The 12,863-nt window shown below is 35.1% G+C and carries 11 protein-coding genes and 2 pseudogenes; 4 read left to right on the top strand and 9 right to left on the bottom strand.

What is annotated here, in order from left to right; translation table 11 throughout:
- The 5 genes and pseudogenes from CWS01_RS22595 to CWS01_RS02465 form a co-directional block, all read right to left on the bottom strand.
- Positions 1 to 215: pseudogene (locus tag CWS01_RS22595) on the bottom strand (hypothetical protein); the annotation flags it as partial.
- Complete coding sequence (locus CWS01_RS02480; RefSeq protein ID WP_235851957.1) at positions 206 to 595, bottom strand: hypothetical protein; 390 nt, start codon at positions 593 to 595, stop codon at positions 206 to 208. The gene CWS01_RS02480 and the pseudogene CWS01_RS22595, both read right to left, overlap by 10 nt.
- A 282-nt stretch (positions 596 to 877) precedes the next feature.
- Positions 878 to 1,324, bottom strand: a complete 447-nt coding sequence (locus CWS01_RS02475) for a VanZ family protein (protein ID WP_101175469.1) — start codon at positions 1,322 to 1,324, stop codon at positions 878 to 880.
- Positions 1,325 to 1,437: 113 nt separating this feature from the next.
- Entirely contained in the window at positions 1,438 to 1,830 is a 393-nt protein-coding gene (locus CWS01_RS02470; RefSeq protein WP_101175468.1) for a VOC family protein, read from the bottom strand.
- A gap of 304 nt (positions 1,831 to 2,134) precedes the next feature.
- Positions 2,135 to 2,716, bottom strand: coding sequence for a DUF6944 family repetitive protein (locus CWS01_RS02465; RefSeq protein WP_101175467.1), 582 nt, complete (start codon positions 2,714 to 2,716; stop codon positions 2,135 to 2,137).
- A gap of 35 nt (positions 2,717 to 2,751) precedes the next feature.
- Between CWS01_RS02465 and CWS01_RS02460 the strand changes: the two genes are divergently transcribed.
- Positions 2,752 to 2,967 carry a hypothetical protein gene (locus CWS01_RS02460; protein WP_101175466.1) on the top strand — a complete coding sequence of 72 codons (216 nt, stop codon included), beginning with the start codon at positions 2,752 to 2,754 and terminating at the stop codon, positions 2,965 to 2,967.
- A 206-nt stretch (positions 2,968 to 3,173) separates the two neighbouring features.
- On the opposite strand, the gene CWS01_RS02455 is transcribed toward CWS01_RS02460, so the two are convergent.
- The 4 genes and pseudogenes from CWS01_RS02455 to CWS01_RS23385 form a co-directional block, all read right to left on the bottom strand.
- A complete protein-coding gene (locus CWS01_RS02455; RefSeq protein ID WP_101175465.1) occupies positions 3,174 to 3,908 on the bottom strand; it encodes a GntR family transcriptional regulator in 735 nt (244 codons plus the stop codon).
- A gap of 374 nt (positions 3,909 to 4,282) precedes the next feature.
- A complete protein-coding gene (locus tag CWS01_RS02450) occupies positions 4,283 to 5,455 on the bottom strand; it encodes an iron-containing alcohol dehydrogenase (RefSeq protein WP_101175464.1) in 1,173 nt (390 codons plus the stop codon).
- Between the two features lie 421 nt (positions 5,456 to 5,876).
- Positions 5,877 to 7,550 carry a glycoside hydrolase family 13 protein gene (locus CWS01_RS02445; protein WP_101175463.1) on the bottom strand — a complete coding sequence of 558 codons (1,674 nt, stop codon included), beginning with the start codon at positions 7,548 to 7,550 and terminating at the stop codon, positions 5,877 to 5,879.
- A 322-nt stretch (positions 7,551 to 7,872) separates the two neighbouring features.
- A pseudogene (locus CWS01_RS23385) lies at positions 7,873 to 8,091 on the bottom strand (methyl-accepting chemotaxis protein); the annotation flags it as partial.
- Between the two features lie 718 nt (positions 8,092 to 8,809).
- Between CWS01_RS23385 and CWS01_RS02435 the strand changes: the two are divergent.
- Genes CWS01_RS02435 through CWS01_RS02425 form a run of 3 tightly spaced genes read left to right on the top strand, consistent with a single transcriptional unit; the run spans position 8,810 to position 12,788 of the window.
- Positions 8,810 to 10,447 (top strand): spore germination protein, encoded by a 1,638-nt coding sequence (locus tag CWS01_RS02435; RefSeq protein WP_101175462.1) that lies wholly within the window; start codon positions 8,810 to 8,812, stop codon positions 10,445 to 10,447.
- On the top strand, positions 10,437 to 11,636 hold the full coding sequence (locus CWS01_RS02430; protein WP_157827525.1) for a Ger(x)C family spore germination protein: 1,200 nt from the start codon (positions 10,437 to 10,439) through the stop codon (positions 11,634 to 11,636). The genes CWS01_RS02435 and CWS01_RS02430 overlap by 11 nt, the downstream gene beginning before the upstream one ends.
- Before the next feature lie 39 nt (positions 11,637 to 11,675).
- Positions 11,676 to 12,788 (top strand): GerAB/ArcD/ProY family transporter, encoded by a 1,113-nt coding sequence (locus tag CWS01_RS02425; RefSeq protein ID WP_101175460.1) that lies wholly within the window; start codon positions 11,676 to 11,678, stop codon positions 12,786 to 12,788.
- Positions 12,789 to 12,863: the final 75 nt, after the last annotated feature.

The following is a 12,863-nucleotide window of genomic DNA, read 5'->3' as shown; positions in this document are numbered from 1 at the left end:
CACCTAAATAAGGAAACTCCTAAAATGACAAGAATAATAGAAAGCAGTGTGATGATTAATAAATAGGCATCCATAAAACTACCACCTTTGTCCATTTGTATATCAAATATGTTTTGCTCTTCTTTTGGGAATTTAATATTGTAGATTCTTTTATCAATAAAAAAAGGATAACCGCAAATTAATGCGATTTCCCCTATAATTTTTATTATGTGCATTGAAAAGATCTGATCCGATTTGTATCAGTTCCGTAGAACACCCATCTAAAGTTGCGCCAGCGATATCCTGCAACAGAAGTTCTTCCTACAAATGTTGGATAGAACCAAAATCCTCTTCCATTTGCTAGCCAAACATAGGTAAAACGATGAAGGCATCTTCTCATAGAGCCTGGATCTACGGCAAAAGTGCTTGCTGTTTGCTGAAGCTGTGGAGTATAAGAAGGCGGTGGTCCGGATGGTGGTCCTTGATCGCTGCCACCTCCTGAAAAGCCTGGCTGAGATGGTTGGCCCCCTGGAAAACCTGGAAATAATCCTTGCGGTGGAAATGGCGGTGCACCTTGTATACGATAGTCACTTGGATAATAAGGCGTATAATACATATATGAGTCTCCTTTCAAGACATAGTATGCTTTAACATATGCAATCCGCCTAATATGGTGCAGTAATTTTTTTGAAAAAGAAAAAGCCAGCCTACCTATTTTATACTTCCCTAACTATCAAAACGTATGAACAAGATCATGCACTCACTAATAAGCCTATCATTCTATAAATGTAAGAATGCAAAAAAATTAAAATTTCTAAAAGTAAAAAAAAGAAACACTTATTTTCCGATAAAAAGTGTCCCTTCTTCCCTTATTTATAAATTGAGTGGTACATGATGTTTATTTCCCCAAAAAATTCAATCGATAAATCTGAACAAACCTATACACTCCATAACCAATCACCACTCCACCCGTATTCAAAATAATATCATCTATATCTGTAAATCTACTAGGCACGAGTAGCTGAATAATTTCTATACAAGCTGATAATAATGCGCCTGCTGCTGCTGCTCGAAAAACAGTATTCACCTCTGGGAATTTCCATGGAAGAACATATCCAAAGGGAACAAATAAAAATATATTACCACCGACATTGATTATAAACGTCCACAATGACTGTTCAGTAAATAATCCATGCATCATGTCAAATGGAATAAGGTTGATCCCACCCTCCCCAACTCCAATGCCTAATGATGGATGAGGAAGCATCGTTAAATATACTATATATAAAATTGAGGATACAAAAAAGATAGTTATAAGATTATGAGAAATACGTAGCACCACCATATTATATTATAAAAAGGCAAGTGAATTTTACCATACATCCCCAAAACGAAAAAAACTTATTTTGAAAGTTAGTTATCGTCAAAAAAAGGTATGTAAACAAACCTGCGAAACTTCTATTCTAAATTAAGCTGCCATGACACCCCAAATTTATCCGTGAACCAACCAAATCGCTTGCTAAAACCGTAGTTATCTAATGGCATCAATATACTGCCCCCACCTGATAATTGTTCAAACAATTTGTTTATTTCCTCTTCATTATCACATATTATGTATAAAGAAAAAGATGGAGTAAAGGTAAAATTATGCTTAATACTGCTGTCGATACACATGATTTCTTGGTCTTTAACACGAAAAGTTGCAGACATAACGCTGCCTTCTGCTCCTGCCTCGTTTGGACCATAATGAGTAATGTTTATAATGCTAGAATCTTCTATTATAGAGGTATATGTATTTATCGCTTCTGCTGCATTTCCTTGGAACATCAAAAACGGAATAACTTTTTTCACCTTGATATCGCTCCTTTTTTGAACATTATATATTCGTTACAATACTTATCATACACTCTTTATATAAACGAAAGAGAAACATCATTTGTTTCACTTTCGTTTGAGGCTGTCGACAAACGCTCGCTTTCTTCGTTGTTCGCCTTGCTCGGATGCTCATTACCTACCTGGGTAACTCCGCTCCTCCCAAGGCTTCACGCCTCCAAAGACAAACGTTTTCGATCAGCTTGAAAAGTTAGTAAAATAAGCTTTATCTATACTCTGAAAAGAAAGAGAAACATCATTTGTTTCACTTTCTTTTTTTTTGCTATTCATTGATTCCTAGTTCTATTTCTTCTATTTCCTCTTTTATTTGACCCATTAAGGAAATAACAGAACCCGTTGCTTGTATCCATGAACCCACTACACCAACAGAAACAAATGTAGGTTTTTTCGGGATTGTTTGTTTAAGCTGTTCTACACCGCCAACTGCTTGCATAGAGTTCCCGATCCCTTGCAGCAAGTTGCCAATGATATTATAAGCTCTGCCAGATTCTGTGCTGTCTTCAAATTCATCTGCTAAGCCGACTAAACTTCCTAAAGCCTGCAGCCAATTGCCTGTAATAATTAGTCTTTGATCTTTTTTATCACCTAAATCAAGCAGCAAGCCACCAATGACGGTTGAATTTCCAACTGCTTGAATTTCATCCCCTAATTTCTCTAGAGAAATGCTGCCCTGTCCGTCTGCAGATAATGCGCTGCCAGACGCTTGCAGCGCATTGCCTGTTAAACGCAGATCAAAACTGACATCTTTATTTATCTTTTTAAAAGGTGTGCTGCCAATAGCGGCTTCAATTGTACCTATTACCGATAAAACAGATCCTAATATTTCTTTCGTATGACTATTCATTACTCTTCACCCTCCTTTAGGAGAGAAACCACTTTGTGAGCTGTTTTTTATACTGCTATTATATTACCAAACATGCTTATTGGGACTGCACTTATTTTTTCTTATCTATCCAAATTCGCGCTGTTTTTGTCATTTTTGACTTTTTTCTTAAAAAGGACAAAAACAGCAATGATGGCAACCCTACAGCAGTGCCAAGGCTTACAGGAACCTATATTCCTTCTATAATATTCATTCATCCATCCAATAACTAAAACCGCTTAATAGAAAGCCTGATAGAATGATAACTGGACTTTACCTGTTCTTGTGTGGAGAATTATGAGCGAATATCCTTTTATAAAATGGAGGACATCAAAAACGAAAAAAAAAGGGAACCCTGCTTAAATTAATCAAATTTTACATCAATCCAAAAACCTCACTTCCAAATAAAAAGTGAGGTTTTTTCTATTTTTCTCGACTATTACTTAGAGTGAAACTCACTTGTAATTGTAAAACTAACATGACTAGTTATATAGTAGAGAACAGAATGATAGATAGGCATTTGTTTGTCATCAAAGGCAATCTTCTCGATCTCATAAAGCGCATCCCGTACATTGCATTTTAAATATTCGGCTGTTTCTTTCTCTGCAAAAATAACGTTTAAAATTTTGTTATTGCAAGCAGGAATAATCCCATAATACTCTTTAAGAATTTTATGCATCGATGCATTTTCACAAACAAACTGCATGAGATTGGAGTATAAATCTAAAGAATAAGTGGAAATCTCATAAGACAGCGGCTCATCATCAAAATATAATAATCTTTTTAATTCTAATACATGACTATTAAGGGGAGCATTAAGCTTCTCTGCCATATCCTTCGTTGCTTCTTTCACAGCATAAGAAATAATTTTGGGATGTGGAGTAATTCCAGCCGAAATCATATATTCGGAATAGCCATTAACCGCTACTAGCTCTCTTTTGACTTTAAATTGTTTGACAAATGTTCCTTTTCCTTGCTGTTTGATAAGATAGCCTTCTTCTACTAAATCTAATACAGCTTTGCGAACCGTTATCCTACTTACTTTATACTTTTCACATAGTTCTGGTTCAGTAGGAAGTCTTTCCCCCGGCAAATAAATATTATGATGAATATCCTCCATAATCGATTGTTTCAACTGTAAATATAAAGGAATTGAGCTTCCGTTATTTAACAAACCATCCCTCCTTTCTCCTTAAAAAATGGCTGTCTTCTTTCTAAAATCAAGTGAAGCTTCAATCAGTAGGAGCTTTTTTCCATCCCTACTGGTTGTCAAAGATATAGTTTACATAGACTAAGGACATGAGGCCTTTAGTCTGTATTCTTTTATATCGGGCTTTTACCAGCAAGTTTCTCCCACCTAGATTCTCATCCTCTCAAGGCGGTGGTCACAAGCCTGTTCATGCGTGGTAAAATAATCAGATGAAGCTGAAAAATAACATAACGTTATATAACGTAATACTAAGTGTTTTTTGAAATACTGTCAATAACATCAACTTTATTTTTCTATATGAAGAAAAATCATACTCTCTATTCCAAAGGAAAATTACCTTAAAGCAACGCTCTTTCTTCTTCTAAAAAGGCCTCTTTTAGTATCATCTTATAGTCTTCCAATGTTATTTCTCTCACATTGCTAGCTGTGGAATTATTTATGTATGCAAGCTCTGCTAATCTATTTATATCATTACGATTAACTCCTGGAATCTCTGTTAAATTAGGAATCCCTAATTTTTTTGTAAATTCTTTCATGCCGCTCACTAATTTTGCAGCAGCTATTTCCCCTTCTTCTTTTTCCCTTGCAAATTTCATAATCTTCGCTAATTCTGCATGAGTTTTTATATTTCCTTCTACATTAAACGCTAGAACGTATGGAAGAAATACGGCATTAGCAATTCCATGTGGAGTATCATATAAACTGCCTAAAGCTTCTGCTAAACAGTGAACTGCTGCGACATCTGCCGAACCAAAACACATGCCAGCAAGCAAACTTCCTTCTAGCATTTCTAAACGGGCCTCTAAATTTTTTCCATCCCTATAAACTTTCGGCAAATTAGGGATAATTTTTCTCATTGCTTCCGCACCTAAACTTTGGGATATTGGGTTGGAAACATTGCATGTATATCCTTCTATTGCATGAACTAATGCATCAACACCAGTAGCTGCTGTAACCTTAGGAGGCACAGTTAACGTTAATTCCCCATCTAAAACAGCGAGTGCGGGACGCAATTTTGCATGCTTTAGTGTTATTTTTTGATGATTGGCAGCAATGGTAATTACCGCTGAACGAGTTACTTCCGATCCAGTTCCTGCTGTTGTTGGAATACAGCAAATCGGCTTTATATTTTGATACTCCCGTTTTTTCTCAAAATACTCTAATGGTGTACCGCCGTTAGGCCCTATCAGCGCAATAGTTTTCGCTGTATCAATAGGACTGCCCCCTCCCACAGCCAGCACTAGATCAATGTCATTTTCTTTAAACATTTCAGCACCCTTTAAACACTCGATATCTCGTGGATTTTGAGAAACATCATCAAATACGACAACAAAATAATCTGATTCTCTTAACCTTTCAATTATTGGCTGAATCATGCCTAATTGCACCAGCCCCCTATCTGTTACAATCATAATGCGCCGAACATTAGGAAAATTCTCCTTTAAAATAGCAGATAATTTTCGCGTCGATTTATTTCCTATTATTATTTTTGTATCACAATGAAAGATCAAATTTCTCTCCCCTTTCTTAGTTTTATTTTTTAAACATACTATATTTTCTAATAATTAAAAACATTTTTTCAAGCAGCTCATCTTTTAAACGAAACATAGGTCTATTGAATTATTTTTTATAAAAATTATCAGATAATCATCTTTTTTTAAGAAATTTTTAAGGTGCCTATAGGTAAAATAGAAAAAGGATGGAACTATATATATCCAAAGCATCTATCACACTCACTCATCAGATGCTTTGGATCTTTTTTTTGCTTATATTAAGCTTTTTTTCATCTAATCAATCCTCTTTACTAATGTCTATCTAATAAACCCTAAAATACAATCAGGAGAAGAAAAACAATTAGTTTTTCTTCTCCTGATTTTTGAATTTCAATCATTTTCTTGAAGCCAACTAGCGAAGATGATGAGCGATGGCCCATCACTTCAACAAATAAACTCTTGCTTCATACGGCTGCAGCTCTATTGACGCAATATCCTCTGTTTCTTCTGTTTTATAATTGCTTATTAATAAATCCTTTGTCTCAAACGGAAGATTAGTTGGTAATATAAATGTAGGTTTTTCACCAGAAAAGTTTGTGATAACAAGCAGTGTTTCCTCACCAAGCGTACGTGTATATGCATAAACTTGTTTATCATCTTCTAGTATTAATTGATAATCACCATAGACAATAATCTCGTATTGTTTGCGTAGTTTAATTAGTTTTTGATAATAGTAGAAAACAGAATTCTCATCTGCCAGTGCTTGCTCCACATTAATCTTTTGATAATTTGGATTCAGCTTTAACCATGGTGTACCTGTTGTAAATCCTCCATTTTCTGTTGAATCCCATTGTACAGGTGTACGAGCATTATCACGGCCTTTTGCGTAAATAGCTTCCATCACTTTATCCAGGTTTTCTCCACCTTCTATAACGGCTTCACGATACATATTTTTGATTTCGATATCATTATAATCTTCCAGATCAAATTTGACATTGGTCATGCCAATTTCTTCTCCTTGATAAATATATGGTGTGCCTTGAAGCATATGCAAAAATGTACCGAGCATTTTTGCAGATTCTACTCTATATTCCTTATCATTGCCAAACCTTGAAACTATTCTTGGCTGATCATGATTATTTAAATATAAACTATTCCAACCCTTTCCATTTAATCCAATTTGCCATTTAGACATTACTTCTTTAAATGCAGTAAGTTCAAATGGTTTTAAATCCCATTTCCCTCCCTCACCTGAATCAATATCCATATGTTCAAATGTAAAAATCATATTTAATTCTGTATATTGATTATTTGCATATTGCACAGCATCCTCAATAGTAGCCCCTGGAGACTCTCCCACTGTAATAATGTCATATTTAGACAACACTTCTTTGTTCATCTCTTGTAAAAACTCATGAACACGAGGACCATTCATAAAGTGCTCACCGCCCCATTCATAACGTCCTTCACCAGGACCATCAGGCAAACCCTCTACTTTAGAAATTAAATTAATAACATCCATTCGGAAACCATCAATTCCTTTATCCAGCCACCATGTCATCATGTCATAAACTTCTTTTCTGACAGTCTTATTTTCCCAGTTTAAATCTGGCTGTTTTTTACTGAATAAATGAAGGTAATATTGATCTGTCGTTTCATCATATTGCCATGCAGAACCACTAAAGAATGAAGACCAGTTATTCGGCTCTTTGTTCTCTTTTCCATCTCTCCAAATATAATAATCCCGATAAGGATTGTCCTTTGATTTCCGAGATTCAATAAACCAAGCATGTTCATCAGAAGAATGATTAACTACTAAATCCATCATTAGCTTCATTCCACGAGTATGCAAACCTGCGAGTAACTCTTCCCAATCTTTTAATGTTCCAAATTCATCCATTATATCTTGATAATTGCTAATATCATACCCATTATCATCATTTGGAGATTTATAAACAGGAGATAACCATATAACATCTACTCCAAGTGTTTTTAAATAGTCTAATTTTGAAATAATTCCTTGTAAATCACCGATACCGTCCCCATTGCTGTCCATAAAGCTGCGAGGATATATTTGATAAACAACACTTTCTTTCCACCATTTTTTTTGCATAGTAAGCGCTCCTATTCTGGAAAAAAATTTTAAAATCAACTAATAAATGAGGAAAAATTTGCTCCATTGCGACTATGACTATATTTTCTTATAAAATGAAACTTCAATCACTGGGATCAAAGGTCTGTTAAATAGGGATAAAGCTTCTTAATAAAAAAATATTGCAAATTCCAGGATAAAGGTTTATTCCCTTAGAGTTTTTATTCCCTACAGCTTGCTTGCAAAATCGTTTAATTTCTTAGCCATCTGCTGAATTTCTTCCATAAACATAGAGGTTTGTTCAATCAATTTTGCTTGTGTTTGTCCAATAGATGCCATTTTTTCAACTGACTGACTGATTAATTAAGTTTGTCGCATCTTTTATTTGGGACATCGTATTGTTTATCGTTTGAGTAGATGTAGCTGTTTCTTTTGAAAATTTGCGGATTTCATTCGCAACTACTTCAAATCCCTTTCCTTTTTCCCCTGCCCGAGCCGCCTCAATAGCTGCATTTAATCCAAGCAGATTAGTTTGATCAGCCACACGTTTAATAATAGAAAGCACTTCTGTGGATTTATTAATATTTTCTCCTGCCTGATGTGACTGTCCAAGAAGTTCTTGTGAGAAGTTTGCCAAAGAAGTAGAACCATTTCCAAGCGCGCTGATTTGCCCATTTGCTTGTGACAGAGAAGTTAAGATTTGATTAACAATTGTATGGAGCTCTGTTTGTCTACGCAATTGCACCGCTATTCCTCCAATAACTTCGCCCTTTTCATTATGTAAAGGAGTTGCCGTACCTGTAAATTCATACCCATAAAAATTAGCTGGTACATCTGCTCTTAAACTTCTATTATTTTTTAAAGCCTCACTTAATGGTTCATCTGGCTGCAATCGCTGATTTTTTTTAATTTTTAAATCAATCGTTTCTCCTGGAAAATAGGAAATAAATTTTTCTTTATCACATATCGCTATTGATAAATCAGTAGGTACAGCGGATTTTAATATGGGAATTACTGATAAGACACCTTCTAAGGAGCCTACTTTATTAAACATTAATATCTCTCCATTCTAAAGCCACTTAACTATCTTATTATTATCCATTTTGCTTCAAAAAAAAGAAAAATATGTAAAATTCAGCTAAAATCCCTATTTAATTTTAGCTAAACTCTAATCAGCAATAATTAAATCATGAATAAAATAGGAAATTAAGGAAATTCTTAAAAAGATAAAATCAATCACTAAATTCACCAATATTCTTGCATAATGGAGTATACAAATTATGAATAGTTCATGGAGTAAACTGATTAAAAAAAACAAAAAAAAAGTTGAATATGTAGATACAGAGATAAACTCTATTACTAAAGAATTGAGCACTGATTTAGATTTTAATATTAAAAATGTAAAACAAGCATTAGGAAATAGTAGTGATGTAAATTTAAGAGAATTTAGGATGGGGAAACCCTTTTTGAAAAAGGTTGCTACTATCTATATAAATGGACTGGCAGATAAGCAAATAATGGGATCTTTTATTATCGAACGCCTTATGGATGATCAGAATATTACAGAAAATAAGGAAACCCCTTCTCTTACTGACCTAAATTTATTTGTTAAGGAACATCTACTGGCGATAACACATGTAGTAGAAGTAACAGAATGGAATAAACTGTTTCTTTATCTACTATCAGGACAAACAATCGTTCTTATTGATGGTTCGAACCAAGCGCTTGCATGTGCAGCTCAAGGTGGAGAGTTAAGATCTATCACAGAACCTGTATCAGAACCCTCTGTCAGGGGACCCAGAGACAGTTTTACAGAGTCTCTCATTACTAATACTTCTTTAATTCGAAGCAGAATTAAAACACCTGACTTATGGCTGGAAACAAGGGAAATCGGCAACATTACTCAAACAGAAATTGGCATTATGTATATTAATGGAATTGTTAATAACAAGCTTCTTCAGGAGGTCCGGGAACGTTTAGATAAAATAAAGGTAGATGAAATGTATGGTTCAAGTACGATTGAGGAATGGATTTCCGATAAAATGGCTACTCCTTGGCCAACTATGTTTGTAACAGAAAGACCAGATGTCGTCGCTGGAAATTTGTTAGAAGGAAGGATCGTTATTTTCGTTAACGGAACTCCAAATCCTTTAATTTTGCCTGCGACGTGGATTCAATTTTTCCAAACTGCAGAAGATTATTACTTACGCTGGACAATTGTTGGATTTTTACGGTTTATTAGAATTTTATCCTTTATGATAACCTTGCTTGGTCCGTCACTTTTTATTGCATTTTTATCTTTTCATCAAGAGTTGATTCCAACACCTTTACTAATTAATCTCGCAGCACAGCGCCAGAATGTTCCTTTTCCAGTTATTATTGAAGCCTTGTTGATGGAATTTACCTTTGAAGTTTTGCGAGAAGCAGGTGTTAGGATGCCAAGACCGGTTGGTCAGGCTGTCTCCATCGTCGGTGCACTAGTTTTGGGAGATGCAGCAGTTTCTGCTGGAATTGTGTCAAGTGCCATGGTTATTGTTGTGGCAGCAACAGCTATCGCAAGTTTCACTATTCCCCATTATGCTATGACGGACGCAACACGGCTTCTTCGTTTCTTCTTTATGATATTAGCTGCTACTTATGGACTTTTTGGGATTGGGATAGGAGTAATTGTACTGGTTGCACATACTTGCAGTCTGCGGTCATTTGGCATTCCATACTTAGCTCCTTTTTCTCCTATCATATTAGCAGATTTAAAGGATTCACTTATCCGTGTACCGCTTCCATTTATGTCAAAGCGTCCACGCTTAATTAATAAAGGCAATTCCAATAGAGCCGAAGGTTCTAGTGATTTGGGCCCTACAAAGAGAAAAGAAAAGAAAGCAAATAATAATCCTAAGAGTGATGCAAATGAAACGTAATATATTTTTGATGCTTTTGATATGCTGTACTTCCCTGTTTTTATCCGGATGTTGGGATAGCAGGGAATTGCAAAAGCTGAGCATTATATCAGGAATTGCCATTGATAAAGATGAAAATGATGAAAATCGGTATCGTGCGACCATTCAAATTATTAATCCATCACAAGTTTCTGGTGGACAACAAGCAGGAAAAGTACAGGCAGCTCCGGTAAGAACCTTTTCCAACTCAGGCAGTACACTTGCAGAGGCACTTCGAAAAATTTCGCCAATGGTACCAGGACAACTTTTTTATCCTCATATTCAAGTAATGATACTGAGTGAGGAAGTTGCAAAAGATGGCATTCAGAACTTATTCGATTTAATTGAAAGGGATTCAAATTTCCGTATGCTTTTCCCTGTTTTAATCGCAAGAAATACACCGGCAAAAGACATTCTTCAAGTAACTACTTCCCTTAATCCAATTCCTTCTGATTCCATAGTCGATAACTTGGAAACCTCACAAAGTGAATGGGGAGAGTATATCAACGTCCATGCAGATCAATTGATTGAGGGGTTGAAGGGTGGAAGTTTCGTTGTTTCAGGGGTTCAAATTGAAGGTGACAAAGAACAAGGCAATAAAGGAGAAAACATTCAGCAAATATCTCCTGCAGCAAATATAGAAATAGGGGGACTTAGCCTTTTTAAAGATGGAAAACTTGAGAAATGGCTGGAACAAAATGAATCACGGGGCACTACATGGATTATGAATGAAATGAAAAAAACAATCCTGAATCTTGATTATAAAAAAGCAAAAGATACGATTGCCATTGAGGTCAATCGTGCCCAAACAACAATCAAAATTAAAATAAAAAACAATAAACCGACAATAAATATATTCGTTAATACAGAAGGAACCATTTCTGAAACGCTTGTCCCTATTGATCTTTCCCAATCAAAAAAGATAGAGCAGCTAGAAGAAAAGATGGAAAAGGAGATAAAAGAAGAAATTCAGTTAACCGTAAAAATGGCTCAAGAAGAAAAAAGTGATTTTTTAGGCTTTGGTGAATACGTCAATATTAAAGATAAAAAACTATGGAAAAAAATTTCCGACACTTGGGATGAAGAAGTATTTCCTGAAACGAAAGTAAGCATAAACGTTGACGCATATATCCGTCGAACAGGCATGCGAATGAATCCTTCTAGTAAGTAAATGGAATAAAGACTTTTACAGAAGGGAGAGATTTTTTCTATGGAGAGAGCTAAAGTAAGTGTTATACAATTATTTGCGATGATGTTCATGTTTAATATGGGGACTGCTTTAGTTATAAGCTATGGTATTTCTGCCAGAAAGGATGCATGGTTTGCAATCCTTTTGTCTTTGGCTGCAGGGATCATTCTTTTTTTTATATACTATCTACTATTTCGACAATATCCTAAATTGCCTCTGACAAGTTATAGCAGGGAAATTTTCGGCAAATATTTAGGATGGATGATTGGTTTTTTATACATCCTTTATTTTTTACATGTTTCTTCCAAAAACATTCGAGAGCTTAGCGACTTATTGGTTTCATCCACGCTACAAGAAACACCAACACTGGCAATAATCATTCCATTAGTTCTTGCCATTTGTTATGTGCTTTATATGGGCATAGAGGTATTGGCAAGAACTTCCGAAGTTTTTATTGTCATTTTATTTTTATTTGGGATCGCAGGAAACTTTTTTGTACTAGTATCAGGAAATGTGGAATTTCATAATTTACGTCCCTTTCTTGAAGATGGATGGAAACCAATTTTAGACACTATTTTTCCTTATACAATTACTTTTCCTTTCGGAGAAATGATTGTATTTACCATGCTGCTTCCTTTTTTAAATAAATCGAAATATGTAAAAAAAGTCTGGCTTTCGGCTGTAATATCAAGTGGCTTAATCTTGTCTTGGACCGTCAGTTTAAATATCGCTGTTCTTGGTGTAGAAGTAACGGAAAGAGCAACTTTCCCTACGCTCGCAACAGTCGGCAAAATTAACCTGTTAGATTTTGTGCAAAGACTTGATGCCATAGTGGTATTTACATTGCTTATCACCGTTTTTTTTAAAGCTTCCATATATATATATGGAACTGTTGCAGCAATTGCAGATTTATTCGGCTTAAAGAATCATCATCGCATAATATTTCCAGTGGGAATCATCGTGATTTATTTATCTATGATTACTTCCTCTAATATTCCGGAACATTCAGAAGAAGGACGATTGGAAGCATACTATCTCCATCTGCCGCTTGTGATTATTCTACCGTTTATTATGATGATCTTTTCTTACATCAAAAAATTTTTAAAAAAGAAAAAAGCAGTGAAAATCTCGTAGTATGTTTTTATTCTCTAGTATTAAAAACCTTAGTAGCAAAAGAACTTTAGCTCAAAATGCTAACAAGAGTTATTA

Origin of the sequence: Niallia nealsonii, assembly GCF_002835805.1 — a bacterium.
Classification (GTDB): domain Bacteria; phylum Bacillota; class Bacilli; order Bacillales; family Cytobacillaceae; genus Niallia; species Niallia nealsonii.
This window is presented reverse-complemented; position numbering and strand designations above follow the sequence as displayed.